Origin of the sequence: Allomesorhizobium camelthorni (assembly GCF_011045125.1) — a bacterium.
Classification (GTDB): domain Bacteria; phylum Pseudomonadota; class Alphaproteobacteria; order Rhizobiales; family Rhizobiaceae; genus Allomesorhizobium; species Allomesorhizobium camelthorni.
Window position 1 is genome coordinate 1 of sequence record NZ_JAAKZF010000008.1, and the last position, 22,723, is coordinate 22,723.

Sequence of the window (22,723 nt, forward strand, 5' to 3'; positions counted from 1 at the left end):
ATCGCCTCGCTGATGTCATGAACATCATATCGGACCATAGTCCATCGGTCACGGAGCTCGCGCCGAAGTCCGCTTTTGGCACCCTTTTGCTCGTTCCAACGGATCAGACAGGTGGCAGCAAACCACCCTTTGCTGCCGCTGAACGATAGCTGTGGGCGTGTCATGCGCTGAACCATTCCTGTCATTCACTGGACCAGATGGGGTCCTGGAAACCGACCTTTAGCGAACCCGGGAACTCTTGACCCCAAGCGACCGGCCCGATGGGGCACTTTGCGCAGTGTTGTGGAAGAGCTGGCGACCACTGGGCAATCCAGTGAAAGCGACGTCGATCCGCGGCTGCGAACGGTCGGCTGTTTGATCAGAACTGTTTTCGATTGAAAAGTCTGGAAATAAATTACCAGATCGTATCTTTGTGTGATATGGTGAACATTGGCCCGAAAAAGTTAACAAAAATAAAGGAGGCCGCGATGAGAGATTATTTTTCATTTCAGCTGTTTATGAGAATGTCGGCTGCGTTATTTGTTCTCGCTGCTATATATTCCATGACCATTGGAAATACATGATAGCGTTCGGCGCCGAGGCTTAAACTCTCTCGAGAGGCAGGACCATGTCACTGACATTTCCCAATCTGAGCCGCAGCTACGACGCGGCAGGGAAGCGCATCCGTTTTCTTGGCCATGACGGCATGGTTCAGATTTCCTTCTCCGTTGCGATCGACGCGATCTCGAAGAAAACAGCCGAATCAGCTGACGCGGAAACTGACTATTTGGCGGCTTTCGATGCGGTGCGCGGTTTAGTTCACGATATGGCGCGGAATGCCTACTCCCGCGGCCGCAAAAACATGTACGCTCTGACGTCGGCCGATTTCAAATAGCGTCGACAATGCCCGGCTTGGTGACGGCCGCTGGGGTGAAGTTTGAAAAGTCGTCACCAAGGTTCCAGGCTAACATCTGCGATCGGATAGTCCGCCCGCGCACTCGGCTTCATCCTCGTGCAGTTTTCCCGCCCGCTCGCGACGCCCGCTTCTTTTTGGGTTCGACAGGCTTCAAGGCCTCCGCGGCGCGATCCTGCTCCTCCTTGGCGAGTCGCAACTCGCGCAGTTTTGCCGTCTTGATAGCCCTGGCTTTTGCTTCCGATTGATATTCGGCCGTCGCCTTGTTTCGTTCCGCAGTTTTCTTTTGGGTTTCGATGAAACGCGACTGCGCTTTTTCCATAATGTTTTGATTTGCATCCGCCATTGGGCAATTCTCCTTCGTATTGAAAATATCGGACCCGGACGTCCTCATGTGAAAATAGGTGTTTGCGATCAGAATTCAATTTTCCACTATTTTCATTGCGGCCCGTAATTCTGCAATTTCATACCGGATGTCGTTTTAAAATATTTCCGAATCGCAAGATTTATTTTTGGCACTCCTATCATTCGAGTGCCAAAGGGCCTAAGAGTCTGTTTGGACACTCTACTCTGGCGGTCATCTGCCGGCGTTTTCTGCGCTTCCGGTGCTCACGGACCCGAATGTCCGCTGCGCTCCGGTTCTCGAAAACACCGTCATATGACTCACCATAGCGAGTTTCGAAACAGACTCTAATACAGAGGCGCGGCCCACCTATGCGCCGGCCGCAGAAAGAACCCCAATGAAATTCCGGCCACTCCACGACCGCGTCGTCATCCGACGCGCCGAAGGCGATATCAAATCCAAGGGCGGGATCATCATTCCCGACAATGCCAAGGAAAAACCGCAGGAAGGCGAGGTGATCGCCGTCGGTCCGGGCTCGCGCGACGAAAGCGGCAAGCTGATCCCGCTCGACGTCAAGGCCGGCGACGCCGTCCTGTTCGGCAAATGGTCGGGCGCCGAGGTCAAGATCGACGGCGAGGATCTCCTGATCATGAAGGAGACCGACATTATGGGTATCGTCGACAAGACCGAGGCGGCCAAGAAAGCCGCCTGACCAGGCGATTTTCCGCTCTCCCAATTTCAAGACTGAACTGGACGAAAATCATGTCTGCCAAGGAAATCAAATTCGCCACCGATGCTCGCGACCGCATGTTGCGTGGCGTCGAACTGCTCAACAACGCCGTCAAGGTCACGCTCGGACCGAAGGGGCGTAATGTCGTGATCGATAAGGCCTATGGCGCCCCACGCATCACCAAGGACGGCGTCACAGTCGCCAAGGAGATCGAGCTTTCCGACAAGTTCGAGAACATGGGCGCGCAAATGGTGCGCGAAGTGGCCTCGAAGACCAACGACCTTGCCGGTGACGGCACCACGACGGCAACGGTACTCGCCGCTTCCATTCTGCGCGAAGGCGCAAAGCTCGTTGCCGCCGGTATGAACCCGATGGATTTGAAGCGCGGCATAGACCTTGCCGTGGCTGCCGTCGTGAAGGACATCCAGACGCGTTCCAAGAAAGTGAAGTCATCCGATGAGATCGCCCAGGTCGGCACGATCGCCGCCAATGGCGACTCGTCCGTCGGCGCGATGATCGCCAAGGCGATGAAGAAGGTCGGCAATGAAGGCGTGATCACCGTCGAGGAAGCCAAGACCGCCGAAACCGAACTCGAAGTCGTCGAAGGCATGCAGTTCGATCGCGGCTATCTCTCGCCTTACTTCGTAACCAACGCCGAGAAGATGCGCGCGGAGTTGGAAGACCCCTACATCCTCATCCACGAGAAGAAACTCGGCAATCTGCAGGCCTTGCTGCCGATCCTCGAAGCCGTGGTGCAGAGCGGCAGACCGCTGCTGATCATCTCGGAAGACGTCGAAGGCGAGGCCTTGGCTACGCTGGTCGTCAACAAGCTGCGCGGCGGCCTGAAGGTCGCGGCAGTCAAGGCGCCGGGCTTCGGCGACCGTCGCAAGGCCATGCTGGAAGACATAGCAATCCTGACGGGCGGCCAGATGATCTCCGAGGATCTCGGCATCAAGCTCGAAAACGTTACGATCGACATGCTCGGGCGGGCAAAGCGCGTGCTCATCGAAAAGGACACGACCACACTCGTCGACGGCTCTGGTGAAAAGAAAGACATTTCAGCGCGCGTCCAGCAGATCAAGACGCAGGTCGAGGAGACCACATCGGACTACGACAAGGAGAAGCTGCAGGAGCGGCTGGCGAAGCTTGCCGGCGGCGTTGCGGTCATTCGCGTCGGCGGCGCCACCGAGACCGAAGTCAAGGAAAAGAAGGACCGCATCGACGATGCGCTGAACGCCACCCGCGCTGCGGTGGAAGAGGGCATCGTTGCCGGCGGCGGCGTCGCGCTTCTGCGCGCCAAGGCGGCCTTGACCGGACTTACCGGAAGCAATGCCGACATGACGGCGGGCATTTCGATTGTCTTGAAAGCGCTCGAGGCGCCCATCCGGCAGATTGCCGAGAATGCCGGCGTTGAAGGCTCGATCGTCGTCGGCAAGCTGATGGACGGAAAGGATCTCAACCAGGGGTTCAACGCGCAGACGGAAGCTTACGTCGACATGATCAAAGCCGGGATCGTCGATCCCGCCAAGGTCGTGCGCACCGCCCTGCAGGACGCGGGCTCCATCGCCGCGCTCCTGATTACCGCCGAAGCCATGATTGCGGATGTCCCGCCGAAGGACGCACCCGCTGCGGGCAATGGCGGCGGCATGGGTGGAATGGGCTACTGAGCAGCGCCTGAACGCCCGGCCGCAGGCGGCCGGGCGCAATCCAGAACAACACTCTAGGAGGAGAACTTACATGGCCATGCACACCAACACCAAGCAATCGCTCGCCCGGCGCTGGGAAGCCTATCAGCCGTCCAAATCGGCGCTCGTCTGGGCGTGCGCGGCGACGGCTGTCGCCACGATGATCGTCGGCTTCAGTTGGGGCGGATGGGTCACCGGTGGGACTTCCCGCACGCTCGCAACGACCGCCGGAGACGCCGCACGCGGAGAACTGGCGTCCCTCATATGCGTCGAAAAGTTCAAGGCTGCACCGGATTCTGCCGCACGCCTGATCGAATTGAAGGCCCTGGCCGACAATTATAAGAAGCGGCAATTTGTGGAAACGGGCGGCTGGGCGACGATGCCCGGACAAACCTCTCCCGACAGGCGCGCTACCGAGGGCTGCGTCGCTGCGCTCATGACCTGACCTGGCGCCCGACAGGCTGGCAGTTCTCGAACGGCCAGCGATACGGCCGCCGAGATGTTTGTTTCTGCGGGCTTTCCGCATCACAAAAGGAACTGACCGATGATCACGTTCGAAAAGAAGAGCGATCTGCCCCCGGCAGTTGCAAGCAAGACCGAGGAAAACCGGTTTGAGCAGATCCGCAAACTTGCCGCGGAGAGGCATAAGAAAGCGGACACCGATGGCACGCGCCGTCGCGAACGACAAACCGTCGAAGACAACCGCCTGCTTTGACGAGCCGTCACGCCCGGCGTTGCCACATCCGCCGCCGGGCGTGACCCGCTTAGCGAGCTGTTCGGAGGGTGAGGGGAGGACGCACGCGCTATGCTGAAGACAAAACCAGCCTGAGCGGTGGTTGAGTTCGGATACCGTTCGTCAGGTTTTCAGGACAGGCCGGTCGCCGCGACTAGTCGGCGACCACCAGCATGGGCAACACCGTTTTCTCCTGGGGCGTCTGGTTCTGGCATGACGTAAACAACGCCGCCAGAATGACGAGTACGCTGAGCAGCCCACCGAATTCCGACACGGCGAAACCTCCTCCGTTTCGCCCCACGCAAAGACAGCCATAACCGATTTGCGGCGTGGCGGCGCGCGGATGCCGATGACAATTCGTAACGCAATCTATCGGCGTGTTACTCGCCGGCCCGCAATTCATTCGCATTGCCTTTTCGGCGTCTTTCGCTAAGACGGGCGCGACCTTTTTTCAGATATCGAGGGGACTTTTCGCATGACCGCCATCGTCGACATTATCGGCCGTGAAATTCTCGACAGCCGCGGCAACCCGACCGTCGAGGTCGACGTAGTGCTGGAGGACGGCTCCATGGGCCGCGCGGCCGTGCCTTCGGGCGCGTCGACGGGCGCGCATGAGGCGGTCGAGCTTCGCGACGGCGGGCCGCGCTATCTCGGCAAGGGCGTCGAGCGCGCAGTCGAAGCGGTCAACGGCGAGATATTCGAGGCGATCGGCGGCATGGAGGCCGAAAGCCAGGCGCATATCGACCAGACCATGATCGACCTCGACGGCACCGCCAACAAAAGCCGGCTCGGCGCCAATGCAATCCTCGGCGTGTCGCTGGCCGTCGCCAAGGCGGCAGCGGAGGCCTCCGGCCTGCCGCTCTACCGCTATCTCGGCGGCCCCAATGCGCGCGTGCTGCCGGTTCCGATGATGAACATCGTCAATGGCGGCGCACATGCCGACAATCCGATCGACTTCCAGGAATTCATGGTCATTCCGGTCGGCGCGCCGAGCCTGCGCGACGCCGTGCGCTGGGGTTCGGAAATCTTCCACACGCTGAAGAAGAGCCTGAAGGGCGCGGGCCACAACACCAATGTCGGCGACGAGGGCGGCTTCGCCCCGAACCTGAAGAGCGCCCAGGCCGCCCTCGACTTCGTCGTCCAGTCGATCGAGAAGGCCGGCTACAAGCCGGGCGAAGAGGTGGCTATCGGGCTCGATTGCGCCGCGACCGAATTCTTCAAGGACGGCAATTACGTCTATGAGGGCGAGAGGAAGACGCGCGACCCGAAGGCCCAGGCGAAATATCTGGCGAAGCTCGCCGCCGATTATCCCATCATCTCGATCGAGGACGGCATGGCTGAGGACGATTGGGAGGGCTGGAAATACCTGACTGATCTCTGCGGCGACAAGGTTCAGCTGGTCGGCGACGATCTCTTCGTCACCAACACGGCGCGGCTGCGCGACGGCATCCGCATGGGCGTCGCCAATTCGATCCTGGTCAAGGTCAACCAGATCGGCTCGCTGACCGAGACGCTCGACGCGGTCGAGACCGCGCACAAGGCGAGCTACACCGCCGTCATGTCGCACCGCTCGGGCGAGACGGAAGATTCGACGATCGCCGATCTCGCCGTGGCGACCAATTGCGGACAGATCAAGACAGGCTCGCTCGCCCGCTCCGACCGCACGGCGAAGTACAACCAGTTGATGCGCATCGAGGAGGAACTCGGCAAGCAGGCGCGCTATGCCGGACGGTCGATTCTGAAGGGGTGAGGGCTGGGTCCTACCAGGAAATCACAACCTCGCTGACGCCGGCGAGCTTGCGGTCTTTGGTGATGAGATGCAGCGGCTCGCTCAGCGCCTGAGCCAGGATAAGGCGATCGAAGGGATCGCCGTGATTCATCGACAGGCCGGCGAACGCCATAATGTGCGAGAGTCGGATGTCGAGCAACTCGAATCCGGCGCTGTCGAACTCGAAGAGCGCGTCTTGGACAGACATCGGCGCCGTCGAACGACGTCCCGGCGCCGATTTGATGGCGATCTCCCACACGCTGCACAATGATATGTAACGTTCCTCGGCATCTTTGATCTGCGTCACGATGCGTGTCGGCAGCCGGTCGGCCGCCGACACGGCCCAGATGGCCGTATGCGTATCGAGCAGCACTCTCATTTGGTGTTATCCGGGAATAGCGATTTCTCGTTGAATTCGCGCCATATCTCCTCGTTGTCAGCGTCGAATTCCTCTTGCGTCATCACCGGGTATTTCCCGTTCGCGAGACCCAGCCGCACCGGTCGCCTCGCCTTTGCCTCGATCGGAACCAGCCGCGCGGCCGGCTTGCCGTTGCGGGCGATGATGATCTCGGATTCGGCGCCGCTTTCCACGGCCTCGACCAGCCGCGACAGGTTGGTCTTCGCTTCCAGCATGTTCACATGGCGGTTCATGGCTGACCTCGCTTGGCTAAGCTTGACCAAGTATAGGCTCGCCGGCTGGCTCTCGCAATGGCGCGGCTGTAACCAGCCATTAAGCATGGCTGCGCCATTGTGGCTGGCGAAAGGAAACCCGCCCATGTGGACACGCCAGCACCGACAGAGAAACACCGGCCGCCTGATCGTGCCTGCGATTTCGACGGTATTTTTGTCCTATTTCGGCTTCCACGCCTATCATGGCGAGTACGGCATCTATTCCAAATACCAGCTCGAGGCCCGGGTGGCGGAGTTCGAGGGAAGGCTCGGCGAAATCCGGGCGCAGCGCATCGAACTGGAAAGGCGAGTCCAGTTGCTGCATGACGGCACGCTGGAGAAGGACATGCTGGACGAGCAGGCGCGCAAGGCGCTCAACCTGTCGCATGAGGACGAAATCACCATCATGCGGCCGTCGCACGGCCAGAATTAACCAACAATAGGTTAATTCCCGATATCCTCAACAAAATGAAGCCGTTAGGCGCATGCCAGCCATGCGTTTTTCCGCATGGCCGAATTGATTGTCGCATGCTAGCTTTTTGTCCTGCACAGGGAGGTGAGCGTCTCCCTTTCATGTCCGCCAAGAGACATAAACAGGGAGTGATGCATGGCCGTAGCCGCCAGAAAAGCGTCTGCTAAATCGAAAGCGGACGCAAAGTCCTCATCCGCGCCAGTCGCGCCCAAACCCGCCGAATTCAGCAAGGAACAGGAACTTTCCGCCTATCGCGGCATGCTCCTGATCAGGCGCTTCGAGGAGAAGGCGGGCCAGCTCTACGGCATGGGCTTCATCGGCGGCTTTTGCCATCTTTACATCGGCCAGGAAGCAGTCGTCACCGGCCTGAAGATGGCGATGATCGACGGCGACCAGATGATCACCGCCTATCGCGACCACGGCCACATGCTGGCGATGGAACTGTCGCCGCGCGGTGTCATGGCCGAGCTTACCGGACGCCGCGGCGGCCTGTCCAAGGGCAAGGGCGGGTCGATGCACATGTTTTCCAAGGAAAAGCATTTTTACGGCGGCCACGGCATCGTCGGCGCGCAGGTGTCGCTTGGTACGGGGTTGGCCTTCGCCAACCGCTATCGTGGCAACAACAACGTGTCCGTGACCTATTTCGGCGACGGCGCGGCCAATCAGGGCCAAGTCTATGAGAGCTTCAACATGGCCTCGCTGTGGAAGCTGCCGGTGATCTACGTCATCGAGAACAATCGCTACGCCATGGGCACGTCGGTCGCCCGCTCGTCCGCCGAGACCGACTTTTCGCATCGCGGCCTGTCGTTTCGCATTCCCGGCATCCAGGTAAACGGCATGGATGTGCGCGCCGTCAAATCGGCCGGCGAAATGGCGACCGAATGGTGCCGCGCCGGCAACGGGCCGATCATCCTGGAGATGCAGACCTATCGCTATCGCGGCCACTCCATGTCCGACCCCGCCAAATACCGGTCCAAGGAGGAGGTGCAGAAGATGCGCGCCGAGCAGGACCCGATCGAGCAGGTGAAGGCGCGGCTCATCGACAAGAAATGGGCGAGCGAGGACGAATTGAAGGCGATCGACAAGGAGGTTCGCGACATCGTGGCCGACGCGGCGGAATTCGCGCAGACCGATCCCGAGCCGGACGTTTCCGAGCTCTGGACCGACATCGTACTCTGAGGGAGGGCGCGAAAATGCCGATCGAAATTCTCATGCCCGCGCTCTCGCCGACGATGGAGGAGGGCAATGTCTCGAAATGGCTGAAGCACGAGGGCGACAAGGTCGTCGCCGGCGACGTCATCGCCGAGATCGAGACCGACAAGGCAACCATGGAAGTCGAGGCCGTCGATGAAGGCACGCTGGGGAAAATCCTGATCCCCGCCGGCACCGAAGGCGTAAAAGTGAATACCGCGATTGCCGTGCTGCTCGGCGATGGCGAGAGCGCCGACGATATCGGCAAGGGTGCGGCGCCTGCAAAGGCGGAAGCGCCTGCCGAAGCGCCGAAGGCGCCGGCCGAAGCTCCGAAAGCCCCTGAAGAGAAACCCGCTCCGGTCGCCGCCGCACCAAAAATTGAAATCGCCGCCGACCCGGACATTCCGGCCGGGACCGAAATGGTGTCGACCACAGTGCGCGAGGCGCTTCGCGACGCCATGGCCGAAGAAATGCGGCGCGACCCCGACGTGTTCATCATGGGCGAGGAGGTCGCGGAGTACCAAGGCGCCTACAAGATCACGCAAGGCCTGCTGCAGGAATTCGGTGAAAGGCGCGTGGTCGACACGCCGATCACCGAGCATGGCTTCGCCGGCGTCGGCGTTGGCGCGGCGATGGCCGGGCTGAAGCCGATCGTCGAATTCATGACGTTCAACTTCGCCATGCAGGCGATGGACCAGATCATCAATTCGGCGGCCAAGACGCTCTATATGTCGGGCGGCCAGATGGGCGCGCCGATCGTGTTTCGCGGTCCGAACGGGGCGGCCGCGCGTGTTGCGGCGCAGCACAGCCAGGATTATGCCGCATGGTACAGCCATATTCCGGGCCTGAAAGTGGTGATGCCCTATACGGCGGCCGACGCGAAGGGGCTGCTCAAGGCGGCGATCCGCGACCCGAATCCAGTGATCTTCCTCGAGAACGAGATCCTCTACGGCCAGTCCTTCGACGTGCCGAAGCTCGACGACTTTGTCCTGCCGATCGGCAAGGCGCGCATCCATAAAGAGGGCAGGGACGTCACCATCATCTCCTGGGGCATCGGCATGACCTATGCGGTGAAGGCCGAAGCCGAACTGCGCGGCTTGGGCATCGATGTCGAGATCATCGACCTCAGAACGATCAGGCCGATGGACCTCGATGCGGTCATCGCCTCGGTCAAGAAAACCAACCGGCTGGTGGTGGTGGAGGAGGGGTTCCCGCAATCCTCGGTCGGCGACTTCATCGCCAACCAGGTGTCGCAGCGCGCCTTCGACCATCTCGACGCGCCGGTCATCACCATCGCTGGCAAGGACGTGCCGATGCCCTATGCCGCCAACCTCGAAAAGCTGGCGCTGCCGAATGTCGGCGAGGTGGTCGCGGCGGTGAAGGCTGTGACGTATCGGTCGTAGGGAGTACTTCTGTGGAGGGTCAACGTTGGACAGTTGTCGAGCTTAAGTCGATTAGTGCGGCTGACGGTTGGTGGGTCAAACGAGCACCCTTTGCTGGAGATGGTGAGGAGTGGTTTGAGCCCATAGCAGCGTTCGTACACGCGAGAGTAAAATCCAATTCTCAAGACCTGGTGGCCGAAATAGTCTTTCCGGCTACCGCGCATTTTGTTCAAAGCTCTGCATTCCATTCCCTACAAAATTCAATGCCTATGACGCTCTTGGAAGAAGAAATACTCGCGCCAATTTACCACAAATCGCAGTTCGTCGTGGCTGGAAAGACGGTAAAGGTAGGCGAAGTGGGAGGTTCGGAGTAATGCCCATCAACATCACCATGCCCGCCCTATCGCCCACGATGGACTGATCGACGGTATGGTGGACCCGACGAAAAAGAGCGCGACATATGCCGACCTGGAGCCGGTTCCGTCGCATCTGGTGGCCGAGATCATCGGTGGTGCGCTCTGGACGCGCTCGCATGGTCACGTCCTGCCCGCGATGGCCCGGACTGCACTGAGCGTCGAACTTGGCAGCCTCTGCCAGACGCGTTCGAATGCGAAGGGGTCTTGGCAGGTTCTTCTATTGCCCGAACTGCATTTCGGGGAAGAAGTCGTCGTTCCAGACATCGCTGCTTGGCGGGTGGAGCGGCTTCCGTTTCTCCCTGACCACCATCTTGACCTAGCTCCGGATTGGGTTTGCGAATTGACGTCGGACAACCAAAAAACAAATCCGGCGCTCGAATCGAAACTTGCGCTCTACGCCTCGCTTAGCGTCGAGCATGCTTGGATCATCGATCTGTCGGAGCGGCGGTTGCAAGTGTTCCGTCGAGACGGTCGGGACTGGAGATTGGCCGATACCATCGATCGACAGGGATGCGTTAGCGCGCTGCCGTTCGACGGAATTTCCTTTTCACTCGCCGACCTTTGGCCGCTTGACCCATCCGCCACAAGCGAAAACCTTCATTAGAAGCCTGGGAGGCTGAATTGCCCATCAACATCACCATGCCGGCCCTCTCGCCCACGATGGAAGAGGGCAATCTCGCCAAATGGCTGGTCAAGGAAGGCGACAAGGTCGCTCCAGGCGATGTCATTGCCGAGATCGAGACTGACAAGGCGACGATGGAGGTCGAGGCCGTCGACGAGGGCACGGTGGCGAAGATCGTGGTGCCGGAGGGGACCGAGGGCGTCAAGGTCAACGCGCTGATCGCGGTGCTTGCGGCTGAGGGCGAAGATGCGAGCGTGGCGGCGAAGGGCGGCAATGGCGCTGCGAAGGCCGAGGCGGCGAAGCCGGAGAAGGCTCCAGCGCCGGCTGCCGACGAGGTGACTGCGAAGCAGACGGAGGGAGTTCCTCCGCCAGCCAAGAGCGAGGCGCCCCCCTCTGGCCTCCCGAGTGCTGATCGAGGGGCGGCCATCTCCCCCACAAGGGGGGAGATCACTGCTTCAGCGGACGGCCGCACCTTCGCGTCGCCGCTTGCCCGCCGCATCGCAAAAGATGCCGGCATAGATGTCTCGGCGGTGACCGGCTCCGGCCCGCGAGGGCGCGTGGTGAAGGCGGATGTCGAAGCCGCGATCGCCGGCGGGGCGGCCAAGGCGGCGCCTGCTGAGAAGGCGGCTCCGGGCGCAGCGCCCGCCGCTGCTCCGGCCGCCAAAGCGATGTCGGACGAGCAGGTGCTGAAGCTTTTTGCCGAGGGCTCCTACGAGCTTGTCCCGCACGACAATATGCGCAAGACCATCGCCCGGCGGCTGGTCGAGGCGAAGTCGACCATCCCGCATTTTTATCTCACCCTCGACTGCGAACTCGACGCTTTGCTGGCGCTCAGGGCGCAGCTCAACGCCGCGGCCCCGGTGAAGAAGACCGACAAGGGCGAGGTCCCGGCCTACAAGCTGTCGGTCAACGACCTGATCATCAAGGCGATGGCGCTGGCGCTGCGCGATGTGCCGACCGCCAACGTCTCGTGGACCGAGAGCGCCATGGTCCAGCACAGAAACGCCGATGTCGGGGTCGCGGTGTCGATCCCCGGCGGCCTGATCACGCCGATCATCCGCAAGGCCGACGAAAAGACGCTGTCGGTCATCTCCAACGAGATGAAGGACATGGCCGCAAGGGCGCGCAACAAGAAGCTGAAGCCGGAGGAGTACCAGGGCGGCACCACGGCCGTGTCCAATCTCGGCATGTTCGGCGTCAAGGATTTTTCCGCCGTCATCAACCCGCCGCACGCGACGATCCTGGCGGTCGGCGCGGGCGAGGAGCGGGCGGTGGTCAAGAACGGCGAGATAAAGATCGCCACGATGATGTCGGTGACGCTGTCGACCGACCACCGCGCCGTCGACGGCGCGCTCGGGGCCGAGCTGCTCGGCGCCTTCAAGCGCCATATCGAGAACCCGATGGGAATGCTGGTTTAGCGCCAGCGCCAACGCCAATCCTCCCCCTTGCGGGGAGGGTGGTCGCGTAGCGACCGGGTGGGGGTGGTGACGCCGGGCTCGATGGTGGAGGAGAGTGGGTCTCGTGGAAGCAGTCTGTGCTTGAATGACGGCCGCCGCGCCTGGTGGAACCACCCCCACCCCTAGCCCCTCCCCGCAAGGGGGAGGGGAACTCGGGCTGCCCGGTGGGCGAAGGAGAGTTGATATTGGGGACCCATGCGGTGTTTGAATGACGGCCACCGAGCCTGGCGGAACCACCCCCACCCCTAGCCTCTCCCGCAAGGGAGAGGGGAACTAAGGCAGCGCCCGATGAAAGGGGAATTCGGGCAGCGCGGCGGCGAAGGAGATTGAATGCCCTGGAAGCAAATGCCGGACAAAGCGACCGCGCCGAAGGCGAAGGTGAATGCGCGCAGGCTGCGTCGCGCCATGACGGACGCGGAAAAGCAGCTATGGACGCATTTGCGAGACGGTTTCGCCGGGCGTGGCACGCATTTCCGGCGGCAGGTCGCTATCGGCCAATACGTAGCCGACTTCTGTTGCCTCAGGCATAGGCTCATCGTGGAACTCGACGGACCTATTCATGGGATCGAAGCCGCCAAGGGATACGACCGGGCGCGTGAGCAGGCTTTGAAGGCGGGCGGCTACCGCGTGCTGAGGTTTTCCAATGATGACATTGTGTTGGGTTTCAAGTCGGTGCTCGATCGTATTGCCGTCGCGCTTGGCGGAACCACCCCCACCCCTAGCCCCTCTCCGCAAGGGGGAGGGGAATCCTAGTGAGTGCATTCATGAAAACCATCCTCTGCTACGGCGATTCGCTGACCTGGGGTTACAATGCGGTCGGCCCCGGCCGGCACGCACTGGAAGCTCGCTGGCCGAGCGTGCTGCAGGCAGTCCTTGGCGAGGGCGTGCAGGTCATCGCGGAAGGGCTGAACGGCAGGACGACCGCATTCGACGATAACCTTGCCGGTGAGGATCGCAACGGCGCGCGGACGCTGCCGACGCTGCTCGGCACGCACTCGCCGCTGGACCTGATCATCATCATGCTCGGCTCGAACGACATGAAGCCGTGGATCCACGGCAATCCGCTGGCGGCCAAGCAGGGCATGGGCCGGCTGGTGAAGATCGTGCGCAGCCACGCCTATCCCCTCGATGCGGAGGCGCCGGAGATACTGCTCGTTGCGCCGCCGCCGGTCAGCCGCACCGAAAATGCCGAGTTTGCCGGCATGTTCGCGGGCGGCGACGCTGCCTCCCGCGAACTGGCCGGCATGTATTCTGAACTCGCCGACGAGGTCGGCTGCGGATGCTTCGATGCGGGTTCGGTCGCCGAAACGACGCCGCTCGACGGCGTGCATCTCGACGCCGCAAACACCCGCCGGATTGGCGAAGCGCTCGCGCCGGTGGTGCGTGTGATGCTGGAGCTTCGCGGCGGATGAATGTTTGGCGGGTGCATGATGTCGGTCGAGGCATGAGCCGGCGCGATGCTGTCCGCTCCGAGCCTGGCGGAACCACCCCCACCCCTAACCCCTCCCCGCAAGGGGGAGGGGAACTAGCGCTGATTTCGGAGAAGAATAGCTATGGCTGAGCCTTACGACGTCATCATCATCGGTTCGGGCCCGGGCGGCTATGTTGCGGCGATCCGCGCAGCGCAGCTCGGCCTCAAGACCGCGATCGTCGAGCGCGAGCATCTGGCCGGCATCTGCTCCAACTGGGGCTGCATCCCGACCAAGGCGCTGCTGCGCTCAGCCGAGATTTTTCACTTTGCCGAGCATGCGAAGAATTACGGCCTCAAGGTCGAGGGCAAGGTGACGCCCGATCTGAAGGCGATCGTCGAGCGCTCGCGCGGAATAGCGCAGCGCATGAATGGCGGCGTCGGCTTCCTGATGAAGAAGAACAAGGTCGACGTGATCTGGGGCGAAGCCAAGCTGACCAAGGCTGCTTCCGGCGAGAAACCGGCCGAGATCGTTGTGTCGAAACCGTCCAAGAAGCCGATGGAGCCGCAGGCGCCGCTGCCCAAGAACACCAAGGGCGAGGGTACATACACCGCCAAGCATATCATCCTGGCGACCGGCGCAAGGCCGCGCGCTCTGCCCGGCATCGAGACGGACGGCAATCTTATCTGGACCTATTTCGAGGCGATGGTGCCGCCCGAAATGCCGAAATCGCTGCTGGTGATGGGTTCGGGCGCGATCGGCATCGAGTTCGCCTCATTCTATCGCACGATGGGGGTGGACGTGACGGTCGTGGAATTGCTGCCGGCGGTGATGCCGGTCGAGGATGCGGAAATCTCGGCATTCGCCAAGAAGCAGTTCGAAAAGCAGGGCATGAAGATCATCCTCGAAGCCAAGGTGACCAAGGTCGAGAAGGCGGCAAATTCGATCACCGCCCATGTCGAGATGAAGGACGGCAAGGTCGAGAAGATCACCGCCGACCGGCTGATCTCGGCGGTCGGCGTGCAGGGCAATGTCGAAAATCTCGGGCTGGAGGCGCTGGGCGTCAAGACCGACCGCGGCACTGTGGTCATCGACGGATACGGCAAGACCAATGTGCCGGGCATCTACGCCATCGGCGACGTCGCCGGCCCGCCCATGCTGGCGCACAAGGCCGAGCACGAGGCGGTGATCTGCGTCGAAAAGATCGCCGGCCTGTCGAACGTCCATCCGATGGACAAGCTCAAGATACCGGGCTGCACCTATTGCAACCCGCAGGTGGCGTCGGTCGGCCTGACGGAAGCCAAGGCCAAGGCCGAAGGCCGCGACATTCGCGTCGGCCGCTTTCCATTCGTCGCCAACGGCAAGGCGATCGCGCTCGGCGAGGACCAGGGGCTGGTGAAGACCATATTCGACAAGAAGACCGGGCAACTGCTCGGCGCGCATATGGTGGGCGCGGAAGTCACCGAACTCATCCAGGGTTTCGTCGTGGCGATGAACCTCGAAACCACCGAGGAAGAGCTGATGCACTCGATCTTCCCGCATCCGACGCTGTCGGAAATGATGAAGGAAAGCGTGCTCGACGCCTATGGCCGCGCGCTGAACGCATGACAGCCTGCCGCGGGCAGGGCTGTTTCGGCAGGGTGATCTGACATATATGCGGATTCAGGCGGAGCGGCAGCGAGGAGACAGGTGATGGAACAGAGCGTCGGTATAATGGGCATGCCGGGCGTCGGTTTTTTCGGCATGCTTCTGATCGGATTTCTCGCCGGCTACGTCGCCGAGAAGGCGATGAAGCGCAATCACGGGCTGTTCACCAACATACTGGTGGGCATCGCCGGCTCGTTTGTCGGCGGCACGCTCGCCGGCCTGCTCAACTTCCAGTATCAGGGTTTTCTGGGCAATCTGATCGTGGCCGTCGCCGGCGCGGTTCTGCTTTTGTGGATTTTCGGGCGCGCCAAGGCGAGCGGAGTGAACTGAAAAAATGGTCACGATACTCGACACGATTTCGAACGCGCCGCGGTTGAGGCACCCCGAAAAGGCGCACCGGCCGGACCAGGAGGTCTTGCGCAAGCCGGACTGGATCCGGGTCAAGGCGCCGACTTCGAAAGGCTATGCCGAAACGCGTGAGATCGTGAAGTCGCACAAGCTTGTGACCGTCTGCGAGGAAGCCGGCTGCCCGAACATCGGCGAGTGCTGGGAAAAGAAGCACGCCACCTTCATGATCATGGGCGAGATCTGCACCCGCGCCTGCGCCTTCTGCAATGTCTCGACGGGACGGCCGACGGCGCTCGACCCGAACGAGCCGGACAGTGTCGCCAAGGCGGTGAAGCAGATGGGGCTCAGCCACGTCGTCATCACCTCGGTCGACCGCGACGACCTCGACGATGGCGGCGCGCAGCATTTCGCCGATGTCATCCACGCGATCCGTGCGGCGACGCCGCAGACGACGATCGAGATCCTGACGCCGGACTTTCTGCGCAAGGACGGGGCGCTGGAGATCGTGGTGGCGGCCAAGCCCGACGTATTCAACCACAATCTCGAGACGGTTGCGTCGAACTACCTGACGGTGCGGCCCGGCGCGCGCTATTTCCATTCGATAAGGCTTTTGCAGCGGGTCAAGGAACTCGATCCGTCGATCTTCACCAAATCCGGCATCATGGTGGGGCTGGGCGAGGAGCGGAACGAAATCCTGCAGCTCATGGACGATCTGCGCACGGCGGATGTCGACTTCATGACGATCGGCCAGTACCTTCAGCCGACGAAGAAGCACCATCCGGTGAAGAAGTTCGTCACGCCGGAAGAGTTCAAGTCCTACGAGACGATTGGCAAGTCGAAAGGCTTCCTGCTGGTCGCCTCGAGCCCGCTGACCCGCTCGTCGCATCATGCCGGGGACGATTTCGCAAAGCTTCGCGCCGCACGCGAGGCGATCCTGAACAAATCCGCGTAACTTCCCAGATTCATGCCGAAATTCGAAACAACCAGACGGGTGGACCATACTCCGGACGAGATGTTCGCGCTGGTTGCCGACGTGGAAAGATATCCGGAGTTCCTGCCGCTCTGCGAAGCGCTCTCGGTGCGCTCGCGCCGGGAGCGCGACGGGCGCACAATGCTGCTAGCCGACATGACGGTGGGCTACAAGGCGATTCGCGAGACCTTCACCAGCCAGGTGCATCTGAAGCCGGACGAGAACGTCATCGAGGTGAAATATGTCGACGGGCCGTTCCGCTATCTCACCAATATCTGGCGCTTCGAGCCGGCCGGCAGCGGCCATGCCAACGTTATCTTCTCGATCGATTACGAGTTCAAGAGCCGGATACTCGGCGCCATGATGGGCGCAATGTTCGACCGCGCATTCCACATGTTTTCCGAAGCTTTCGAGCGGCGCGCGGACGTCGTCTACGGCGAACAGGTTACTTAGCCGACCTAAACTTGCAGCGCCTTCAGCGCCATCTCCAGCGCCGTCCGCACAGATTCGCGGCGGATGAAATCGCGGCCGCGATTTTCGAAGACGCGCTGCTCGGCGATGGGCTGAGAACCCTTTAGGGCCAGGCCGAACCAGACCAGGCCGACGGGCTTTTCCGCCGAGCCGCCATCGGGGCCGGCAATGCCGGTGACTGAAAGCGCAATGCCCGCCTGGGAACGGGCAAGGGCGCCGGCGGCCATTTCGAGCGCGGTCTTGGCGGAGACCGCCCCATGCGCGTCGAGCGTAGCGGCCGATACGCCGAGCATCTCCATCTTCGCCGCATTGGAATAGGTCACGAAGCCGCGGTCGACCACAGCCGACGATCCGGCGATGTCGGTGAGCGCAGCCATGATCATGCCGCCGGTGCAGCTTTCGGCAGTGGCGAGCATGATGTCCCGCTGCGTGCAGGCATCGAGCACGGCGCGGGCGAGGGGCTCCGTGCCGCTCATTCGGGCAATTCCCCCGGATAGACGACGGTTGCCGTGGCGATCGCCGCGATGCCTTCCTCGCGGCCGATGAAGCCGAGCTTTTCGTTGGTCGTCGCCTTCACCGAAATGCGCGACCGGTCGATGCCGAGTATGGCGGCGAGCGCATCGGTCATCGCGTCGCGGTGCGGCCCGATGCGCGGCGCCTCGCAGATCAGCGTGATGTCGGCATTGGCGATGCGCCCGCCCTTGGCGCGCACGATCGTTGCCGCATGCTCGACGAAGATGCGCGAGGCCGCACCCTTCCATTGCGAATCGGAGGGTGGAAAATGCGTGCCGATGTCGCCGGCGCCGCAGGTGGCCAAAAGCGCATCGGTCAGCGCATGCAGGCCGACATCGGCGTCGGAATGTCCGGAAAGCTTTTGGTGATGCGGAATGGCGACCCCGCACAGCGTCACGCTGTTTCCCGGCTCGAAGGAATGCACGTCGTAGCCATTGCCGGTGCGGACGTCGGGAAATGCGGTTCTGGAACCGGTGAGGCGCTGGTCGGCCATCGCTATGTCCCTGGCCCAGGTGAGCTTCAGATTGTCGGGGGAACCCGGAACGATGCGCACCGGAATGCCCGCCGATTCGGCGATCGCCGCATCGTCGGTGAAATCGGCGACGCCCGCCTCGAACGCCTTCTGGTGCGCGGCGAAGATCGGGCCGAAGGGGAAGCCTTGTGGCGTCTGCGCGGCATGGAGGCCGGCGCGCGGCACGGTTTCGGAGACTGTGCCGTCGGGGGCTTCCTTCTTCAGCGTGTCTGACACCGGCAAAGCCGGCACCGCGCCGTGCCCAGCGTCTATGGCCAGGATGACGCGGTCGATGGTCTCGGCGTCGACGAAGGGCCGGGCGCCGTCATGGATCAGCACCGCGCCGGGTGATTTTTCCTTCAAGGCGAGCAGGCCGAGGCGCGTCGAATCCTGCCGCGTGGCGCCGCCATGCACGACCATGACCCGATCGCCCGCATCGAGAGCAGCGGCGCGAAACAGCGCCTCGTCGTCGGCATGGACCGCCACCACGATCGGACCGATGTCCGGATGCGCGAGGAAGGCGTCGAGCGTGCGCGCGATGACGGTGCGCCCGCCGATACTCCGGTACTGCTTGGGACCGTCGGACTGGCCGGCGCGCTCGCCCCGGCCCGCCGCCACAATGACCACGGCAACGGGGCCGTCGATGTGCTCGGCCGAGATGTCGGAACTCTTCTCCATGACGAGACGCATAGTCGCAGGCCGGCGCAATGGCTAGCAATTTCCCGGTCCGGCCATGATTTCGGCGCATCGGGCGGTTGCGCGCGACGCTCAAAATGTCTAGGGATTAAGCAGCGTGAAAAGGTGCTTTGTTTTTGTGCATGCCTGAAGTGAGCAATCTGGCCAGCCCGCTCGAGATCGGCAGTGTGACCATCCGCAACCGGGTGTTCCTGGCGCCGATGTCGGGCATCACGGACGAGGCATTCCGCACGCGCGCCTATGCGCATGGCGCGGGGCTGGTGGTTTCCGAAATGGTCGCCAGCGGAGAATTGGCCAAGGGCCATGCGGCGTCCGCGCGGCGGGTCCGCCATTCCGGCCTGCCGGTGCACATGGTCCAGCTTGCCGGGCGCGAAGCCGTGCATATGGCGGAAGGCGCGAGGATCGCGGCGGGCGAGGGCGCAGACATCATCGACATCAATATGGGCTGCCCGGCCAAGAAGGTGACGGGCGGCTATGCCGGCTCTGCGCTGATGCGCGATCTCGACCACGCGCTGGCGCTGATCGAGGCGGTGATCGGCGCGGTCGAGGCGCCGGTGACGGTCAAGATGCGGCTCGGCTGGGACGAAAGCGCGCTCAACGCGCCGCTGCTGGCGCGGCGGGCCGAGCAGGCCGGCGTCAAAATGGTGACGGTGCACGGCCGCACGCGCTGCCAGTTCTATCAGGGCAAGGCCGACTGGCGGGCGATAGCGCGGGTTAAAGAGGCGGTTTCCATACCCGTCGTCGCCAATGGCGACGTCGGTTCGCTGGCCGACGCGCAGGAAATCCTGAGCCTCTCCGGCGCGGATGCGGTGATGGTCGGTCGAGCCAGCTACGGCGCGCCGTGGATGGCGGGCTCGATCGCGCATGGCGCTGCAGGTTCAAATGCACCGGGCGTGCCGCCGACGGACGGCGCCGCCGCCGACTATGTCGTCGCGCATTACGAGAACATGCTGGCGCTGTACGGCGTCGAGAGCGGGCTGCGCCAGGCGCGAAAACATCTCGGCTGGTATCTCGACCGCCATGCGGACGGGGCGCCGGCGGAGCTTCGCCGGACCGTTTTGTCGTCCTTCGAGCCGGCACAGGTTATTGCCGCGCTGAGGCAAGCCCTGACCACGCCGTGGCAAACCCAAGCCGCAAGGAGCGCCGCATGAACCTGCCAGCAGCCTCAGTCGTGGAGGAGCCCTCGGCGGCCGAGATCGTGCTGAACACCATCCGCCGTCCGGTCATCATGATCAATGCAGACGGCCTGATCAGCTACGCCAATGCCGACGCCGAGGATTTTTTCCGGTCGAGCGCCGCCGTTCTCGCCCGCAACACGCTGGCGCGCTTCGTGCCGTTCGGCAGCCCGATCCTGGCCCTGGTCGAGCAGGTCCGCGAGCGCGGGGCGCCGGTCAATGAGTACCGCGTCGACATCTCCTCGCCCCGTCTCGGCGTCGAAAGGATCGTCGACCTCTATGTCGCGCCGGTTCCGGAATTGCCCGGCTCGGTGGTGGTGATGTTCCAGGAACGCTCGATGGCCGACAAGATCGACCGCCAGATGACGCATCGCGGCGCGGCGCGCTCCGTGACCGGGCTGGCGGCCATGCTGGCGCACGAGATCAAGAACCCGCTGTCGGGCATTCGCGGCGCGGCCCAGCTTCTGGAGACGGTGGTTCCGGACGAAGATCGCGCCTTGACGCGGCTAATCACCGACGAAACCGACCGCATCGTCTCGCTGGTCGACCGTATGGAAGTGTTTTCCGACGAGCGGCCGATCGACCGCTATCCCGTCAACATTCACGTCGTGCTGGACCATGTTAAGGCGATCGCGAAGAACGGTTTTGCAAGCCGGATCAAGATCTTCGAGGATTATGATCCATCATTGCCTTCGGTGTTCGCGAACCGGGATCAACTGGTACAGGTATTTCTGAACCTGGTGAAGAACGCCGCCGAGGCGGCCGGCAACCAGCCGACCAGCGAGATCTCGCTGTCGACCGCGTTCCGGCCCGGCATCCGCGTCTCGGCTCCCGGTTCGCAGGACCGGGTTTCGCTGCCGCTCGAATTTTGCGTGCACGATAACGGGCCGGGCGTGCCGGAAGACATACTGCCGATCCTGTTCGATCCGTTCATCACCACAAAGCCGAATGGTTCCGGCCTCGGCCTGGCGCTGGTGGCCAAGATCGTCGGCGAGCATGGCGGCATCATCGAATGCGACTCCACGTCGCGCGGCACGACTTTCCGCATCCTGATGCCGGCATGGAAGGAAATGCCCGTTTCGCATGACGGCGAGGGAGCCCAATAATGGTCAAAGGCAATATTCTGGTCGCTGACGACGACGCCGCTATTCGCACCGTGCTGAACCAGGCGCTGTCGCGGGTCGGCCATGAGGTGCGCGTGACCTCGAACGCGGCGACGCTGTGGCGCTGGGTGGCGGCGGGCGAGGGCGATCTGGTCATCACCGATGTGGTGATGCCCGACGAGAACGCGTTCGACATGCTGCCGCGCATAAAGAAGGCCAGGCCCGAACTGCCGGTCGTGGTGATGAGCGCGCAGAACACGTTCATGACGGCGATACGCGCCTCGGAGACGGGCGCCTACGAATATCTGCCGAAGCCGTTCGACCTGAACGAACTGCTGAATATCGTGAACCGCGCGCTGTCCGAGCCGCGGCGGCCTCAAGGCGACGCCCAGCCGGACGAGCAGCCCGAATCGATGCCGCTGGTCGGGCGGTCGGCGGCCATGCAGGACATCTACCGCATGCTTGCCCGCATGATGCAGACCGACCTGACGGTGATGATCACCGGTGAATCCGGAACCGGCAAGGAACTCGTGGCGCGGGCGCTGCATGAATATGGCCGGCGGCGCAACGGCCCGTTTGTGGCGATCAACATGGCTGCCATCCCGCGCGACCTGATCGAATCGGAACTGTTCGGGCACGAGAAGGGCGCTTTCACCGGCGCGCAGAACCGCTCCACCGGGCGCTTCGAGCAGGCCGAGGGCGGCACGCTGTTCCTCGACGAGATCGGCGACATGCCGATGGAGGCGCAGACGAGATTGCTGCGTGTTCTGCAACAGGGCGAATACACCACCGTCGGCGGACGCACGCCGATCAAGACCGATGTGCGCATCGTCGCGGCCACCAACAAGGATTTGCGCACGCTCATCAACCAGGGGCTTTTCCGCGAGGATTTGTTCTATCGAATCAATGTCGTGCCTCTGCGTCTTCCAGCACTTCGAGAGCGTTCGGAGGATATTCCCGACCTCGTCCGGCACTTCTTCAAGCAGGGCGAGAGCGAGGGCCTGCAGACCAAGCGGATTTCAAGCGGCGGCATCGAACTGATGAAGCGCTATCCCTGGCCGGGCAATGTGCGCGAACTGGAAAACCTGGTCCGGCGACTCGCCGCGCTCTACGCCCAGGACGAGATTTCGGCCGAGATCATCGAAATGGAGCTTAAGACCGGCGCGCAGCCGGCCGTGCCGGGCGGCAGCCTCATCCCCGACGATTTGTCGATCGGGCAGGCGGTCGAGCATTATCTGCAGCGCTATTTCTCGGCCTTCGGCGGCGATCTGCCGCCGGCCGGGCTCTACCAGCGTATCCTTTCCGAGGTCGAGTTTCCGCTGGTGCTCGCCTCGATGACGGCTACGCGCGGCAACCAGATCAAGGCCGCCGAACTGCTCGGCCTCAATCGCAATACGCTGCGCAAGAAGATCCGCGAACTCGGCGTCAACGTCTACCGGGCGTCGAAACAGGCCTGAGCTCAAAGCCATACCGGTGGAAATCGGAATGGCCCGAATTCTTTAGCCCAATGAGCCTGTCCA

At 62.4% G+C, this 22,723-nt stretch carries 25 protein-coding genes; 20 read left to right on the plus strand and 5 right to left on the minus strand.

From position 1 onward, the window contains the following. The first annotated feature begins 607 nt into the window (after window positions 1-607). On the plus strand, window positions 608-874 hold the full coding sequence (locus tag G6N73_RS08785; RefSeq protein WP_165026258.1) for a DUF1488 family protein: 267 nt from the start codon (window positions 608-610) through the stop codon (window positions 872-874). Between the two features lie 109 nt (window positions 875-983). Here the strand turns inward: G6N73_RS08785 and G6N73_RS08790 are convergent, their stop codons facing one another. Beyond that, complete coding sequence (locus tag G6N73_RS08790; RefSeq protein WP_165026261.1) at window positions 984-1,238, minus strand: hypothetical protein; 255 nt, start codon at window positions 1,236-1,238, stop codon at window positions 984-986. A 394-nt stretch (window positions 1,239-1,632) separates the two neighbouring features. Here G6N73_RS08790 and G6N73_RS08795 point away from each other — a divergent pair, with 394 nt between their 5' ends. The 5 genes from G6N73_RS08795 (at window position 1,633) to eno (ending at window position 6,133) form a co-directional block, all read left to right on the plus strand. After that, a complete protein-coding gene (locus G6N73_RS08795) occupies window positions 1,633-1,947 on the plus strand; it encodes a co-chaperone GroES (RefSeq protein ID WP_165026262.1) in 315 nt (104 codons plus the stop codon). A gap of 50 nt (window positions 1,948-1,997) precedes the next feature. Beyond that, the gene (groL, locus tag G6N73_RS08800) at window positions 1,998-3,632 is read left to right on the plus strand and encodes a chaperonin GroEL (RefSeq protein ID WP_165026265.1); all 1,635 of its coding nucleotides are present in this window, start codon (window positions 1,998-2,000) and stop codon (window positions 3,630-3,632) included. A gap of 70 nt (window positions 3,633-3,702) precedes the next feature. Beyond that, window positions 3,703-4,095 carry a hypothetical protein gene (locus G6N73_RS08805; protein ID WP_165026267.1) on the plus strand — a complete coding sequence of 131 codons (393 nt, stop codon included), beginning with the start codon at window positions 3,703-3,705 and terminating at the stop codon, window positions 4,093-4,095. Window positions 4,096-4,194: 99 nt separating this feature from the next. After that, a complete protein-coding gene (locus G6N73_RS08810; protein WP_165026269.1) occupies window positions 4,195-4,365 on the plus strand; it encodes a hypothetical protein in 171 nt (56 codons plus the stop codon). A gap of 493 nt (window positions 4,366-4,858) precedes the next feature. Next, window positions 4,859-6,133: a phosphopyruvate hydratase gene (gene eno, locus G6N73_RS08815; RefSeq protein WP_165026271.1), complete on the plus strand. Its 1,275-nt coding sequence runs from the start codon at window positions 4,859-4,861 to the stop codon at window positions 6,131-6,133. Window positions 6,134-6,143: 10 nt separating this feature from the next. Here eno and G6N73_RS08820 read toward each other — a convergent pair whose 3' ends face one another. After that, the gene (locus G6N73_RS08820) at window positions 6,144-6,530 is read right to left on the minus strand and encodes a type II toxin-antitoxin system VapC family toxin (RefSeq protein ID WP_165026274.1); all 387 of its coding nucleotides are present in this window, start codon (window positions 6,528-6,530) and stop codon (window positions 6,144-6,146) included. Beyond that, window positions 6,527-6,802, minus strand: coding sequence for a type II toxin-antitoxin system Phd/YefM family antitoxin (locus G6N73_RS08825; protein ID WP_165026276.1), 276 nt, complete (start codon window positions 6,800-6,802; stop codon window positions 6,527-6,529). The genes G6N73_RS08820 and G6N73_RS08825 overlap by 4 nt, the downstream gene beginning before the upstream one ends. A gap of 124 nt (window positions 6,803-6,926) precedes the next feature. Here G6N73_RS08825 and G6N73_RS08830 point away from each other — a divergent pair, with 124 nt between their 5' ends. The 11 genes from G6N73_RS08830 (at window position 6,927) to G6N73_RS08880 (ending at window position 17,187) form a co-directional block, all read left to right on the plus strand. Continuing rightward, complete coding sequence (locus G6N73_RS08830) at window positions 6,927-7,253, plus strand: FtsB family cell division protein (protein WP_165026279.1); 327 nt, start codon at window positions 6,927-6,929, stop codon at window positions 7,251-7,253. A 174-nt stretch (window positions 7,254-7,427) separates the two neighbouring features. Then, window positions 7,428-8,471, plus strand: coding sequence for a pyruvate dehydrogenase (acetyl-transferring) E1 component subunit alpha (gene pdhA, locus G6N73_RS08835; RefSeq protein WP_165026281.1), 1,044 nt, complete (start codon window positions 7,428-7,430; stop codon window positions 8,469-8,471). Window positions 8,472-8,485: 14 nt separating this feature from the next. After that, window positions 8,486-9,886: a pyruvate dehydrogenase complex E1 component subunit beta gene (locus G6N73_RS08840; RefSeq protein ID WP_165026283.1), complete on the plus strand. Its 1,401-nt coding sequence runs from the start codon at window positions 8,486-8,488 to the stop codon at window positions 9,884-9,886. A gap of 408 nt (window positions 9,887-10,294) precedes the next feature. After that, window positions 10,295-10,885 (plus strand): Uma2 family endonuclease, encoded by a 591-nt coding sequence (locus tag G6N73_RS08845; protein ID WP_165026286.1) that lies wholly within the window; start codon window positions 10,295-10,297, stop codon window positions 10,883-10,885. Between the two features lie 17 nt (window positions 10,886-10,902). Then, a complete protein-coding gene (locus tag G6N73_RS08850; RefSeq protein ID WP_165026287.1) occupies window positions 10,903-12,321 on the plus strand; it encodes a pyruvate dehydrogenase complex dihydrolipoamide acetyltransferase in 1,419 nt (472 codons plus the stop codon). Between the two features lie 369 nt (window positions 12,322-12,690). Further along, the gene (locus tag G6N73_RS08855; RefSeq protein ID WP_246251806.1) at window positions 12,691-13,113 is read left to right on the plus strand and encodes an endonuclease domain-containing protein; all 423 of its coding nucleotides are present in this window, start codon (window positions 12,691-12,693) and stop codon (window positions 13,111-13,113) included. An 11-nt stretch (window positions 13,114-13,124) separates the two neighbouring features. Then, on the plus strand, window positions 13,125-13,772 hold the full coding sequence (locus G6N73_RS08860) for an SGNH/GDSL hydrolase family protein (RefSeq protein ID WP_165026289.1): 648 nt from the start codon (window positions 13,125-13,127) through the stop codon (window positions 13,770-13,772). A 141-nt stretch (window positions 13,773-13,913) separates the two neighbouring features. Beyond that, window positions 13,914-15,377 (plus strand): dihydrolipoyl dehydrogenase, encoded by a 1,464-nt coding sequence (lpdA, locus tag G6N73_RS08865; RefSeq protein WP_165026291.1) that lies wholly within the window; start codon window positions 13,914-13,916, stop codon window positions 15,375-15,377. Window positions 15,378-15,461: 84 nt separating this feature from the next. Further along, complete coding sequence (locus G6N73_RS08870; RefSeq protein ID WP_165026293.1) at window positions 15,462-15,746, plus strand: GlsB/YeaQ/YmgE family stress response membrane protein; 285 nt, start codon at window positions 15,462-15,464, stop codon at window positions 15,744-15,746. A gap of 4 nt (window positions 15,747-15,750) precedes the next feature. Next, on the plus strand, window positions 15,751-16,716 hold the full coding sequence (lipA, locus tag G6N73_RS08875) for a lipoyl synthase (protein ID WP_165026295.1): 966 nt from the start codon (window positions 15,751-15,753) through the stop codon (window positions 16,714-16,716). 12 nt (window positions 16,717-16,728) lie between these two features. After that, window positions 16,729-17,187 carry a type II toxin-antitoxin system RatA family toxin gene (locus G6N73_RS08880; RefSeq protein ID WP_165026297.1) on the plus strand — a complete coding sequence of 153 codons (459 nt, stop codon included), beginning with the start codon at window positions 16,729-16,731 and terminating at the stop codon, window positions 17,185-17,187. Window positions 17,188-17,192: 5 nt separating this feature from the next. Here G6N73_RS08880 and G6N73_RS08885 read toward each other — a convergent pair whose 3' ends face one another. Next, window positions 17,193-17,681: a CinA family protein gene (locus G6N73_RS08885; RefSeq protein ID WP_165026299.1), complete on the minus strand. Its 489-nt coding sequence runs from the start codon at window positions 17,679-17,681 to the stop codon at window positions 17,193-17,195. Beyond that, window positions 17,678-18,907 (minus strand): bifunctional 2-C-methyl-D-erythritol 4-phosphate cytidylyltransferase/2-C-methyl-D-erythritol 2,4-cyclodiphosphate synthase, encoded by a 1,230-nt coding sequence (locus G6N73_RS08890; protein ID WP_165026301.1) that lies wholly within the window; start codon window positions 18,905-18,907, stop codon window positions 17,678-17,680. Before G6N73_RS08890 ends, G6N73_RS08885 begins: the two co-directional genes overlap by 4 nt. Before the next feature lie 140 nt (window positions 18,908-19,047). On the opposite strand from G6N73_RS08890, the gene dusB reads away from it, so the two are divergent. The 3 genes from dusB to ntrC are packed head-to-tail and all read left to right on the plus strand — an operon-like array spanning window position 19,048 to window position 22,660. Continuing rightward, window positions 19,048-20,076 carry a tRNA dihydrouridine synthase DusB gene (gene dusB, locus G6N73_RS08895; RefSeq protein ID WP_165026303.1) on the plus strand — a complete coding sequence of 343 codons (1,029 nt, stop codon included), beginning with the start codon at window positions 19,048-19,050 and terminating at the stop codon, window positions 20,074-20,076. Beyond that, window positions 20,073-21,206 (plus strand): two-component system sensor histidine kinase NtrB, encoded by a 1,134-nt coding sequence (locus G6N73_RS08900; RefSeq protein WP_165026304.1) that lies wholly within the window; start codon window positions 20,073-20,075, stop codon window positions 21,204-21,206. Before dusB ends, G6N73_RS08900 begins: the two co-directional genes overlap by 4 nt. Next, a complete protein-coding gene (gene ntrC, locus G6N73_RS08905) occupies window positions 21,203-22,660 on the plus strand; it encodes a nitrogen regulation protein NR(I) (protein WP_165026686.1) in 1,458 nt (485 codons plus the stop codon). The genes G6N73_RS08900 and ntrC overlap by 4 nt, the downstream gene beginning before the upstream one ends. The last annotated feature ends 63 nt before the right edge of the window (window positions 22,661-22,723 follow it).

Bases quoted from the DNA above. Each gene is read 5' to 3' on its own strand.
- G6N73_RS08785 (WP_165026258.1), top strand. From the start codon at position 608: ATGTCACTGACATTTCCCAATCTGAGCCGCAGCTACGACGCGGCAGGG.
- G6N73_RS08805 (WP_165026267.1), top strand. From the start codon at position 3,703: ATGGCCATGCACACCAACACCAAGCAATCGCTCGCCCGGCGCTGGGAA.
- G6N73_RS08855 (WP_246251806.1), top strand. From the start codon at position 12,691: ATGCCCTGGAAGCAAATGCCGGACAAAGCGACCGCGCCGAAGGCGAAG.
- groL (WP_165026265.1), top strand. From the start codon at position 1,998: ATGTCTGCCAAGGAAATCAAATTCGCCACCGATGCTCGCGACCGCATG.
- G6N73_RS08890 (WP_165026301.1), bottom strand. From the start codon at position 18,907: ATGGAGAAGAGTTCCGACATCTCGGCCGAGCACATCGACGGCCCCGTT.
- G6N73_RS08820 (WP_165026274.1), bottom strand. From the start codon at position 6,530: ATGAGAGTGCTGCTCGATACGCATACGGCCATCTGGGCCGTGTCGGCG.
- G6N73_RS08795 (WP_165026262.1), top strand. From the start codon at position 1,633: ATGAAATTCCGGCCACTCCACGACCGCGTCGTCATCCGACGCGCCGAA.
- lipA (WP_165026295.1), top strand. From the start codon at position 15,751: ATGGTCACGATACTCGACACGATTTCGAACGCGCCGCGGTTGAGGCAC.
- dusB (WP_165026303.1), top strand. From the start codon at position 19,048: ATGCCTGAAGTGAGCAATCTGGCCAGCCCGCTCGAGATCGGCAGTGTG.
- G6N73_RS08830 (WP_165026279.1), top strand. From the start codon at position 6,927: ATGTGGACACGCCAGCACCGACAGAGAAACACCGGCCGCCTGATCGTG.
- G6N73_RS08870 (WP_165026293.1), top strand. From the start codon at position 15,462: ATGGAACAGAGCGTCGGTATAATGGGCATGCCGGGCGTCGGTTTTTTC.
- G6N73_RS08900 (WP_165026304.1), top strand. From the start codon at position 20,073: ATGAACCTGCCAGCAGCCTCAGTCGTGGAGGAGCCCTCGGCGGCCGAG.
- G6N73_RS08845 (WP_165026286.1), top strand. From the start codon at position 10,295: ATGGTGGACCCGACGAAAAAGAGCGCGACATATGCCGACCTGGAGCCG.
- eno (WP_165026271.1), top strand. From the start codon at position 4,859: ATGACCGCCATCGTCGACATTATCGGCCGTGAAATTCTCGACAGCCGC.
- G6N73_RS08840 (WP_165026283.1), top strand. From the start codon at position 8,486: ATGCCGATCGAAATTCTCATGCCCGCGCTCTCGCCGACGATGGAGGAG.
- G6N73_RS08860 (WP_165026289.1), top strand. From the start codon at position 13,125: ATGAAAACCATCCTCTGCTACGGCGATTCGCTGACCTGGGGTTACAAT.
- G6N73_RS08885 (WP_165026299.1), bottom strand. From the start codon at position 17,681: ATGAGCGGCACGGAGCCCCTCGCCCGCGCCGTGCTCGATGCCTGCACG.
- G6N73_RS08880 (WP_165026297.1), top strand. From the start codon at position 16,729: ATGCCGAAATTCGAAACAACCAGACGGGTGGACCATACTCCGGACGAG.
- pdhA (WP_165026281.1), top strand. From the start codon at position 7,428: ATGGCCGTAGCCGCCAGAAAAGCGTCTGCTAAATCGAAAGCGGACGCA.
- G6N73_RS08790 (WP_165026261.1), bottom strand. From the start codon at position 1,238: ATGGCGGATGCAAATCAAAACATTATGGAAAAAGCGCAGTCGCGTTTC.
- lpdA (WP_165026291.1), top strand. From the start codon at position 13,914: ATGGCTGAGCCTTACGACGTCATCATCATCGGTTCGGGCCCGGGCGGC.
- G6N73_RS08825 (WP_165026276.1), bottom strand. From the start codon at position 6,802: ATGAACCGCCATGTGAACATGCTGGAAGCGAAGACCAACCTGTCGCGG.
- G6N73_RS08810 (WP_165026269.1), top strand. From the start codon at position 4,195: ATGATCACGTTCGAAAAGAAGAGCGATCTGCCCCCGGCAGTTGCAAGC.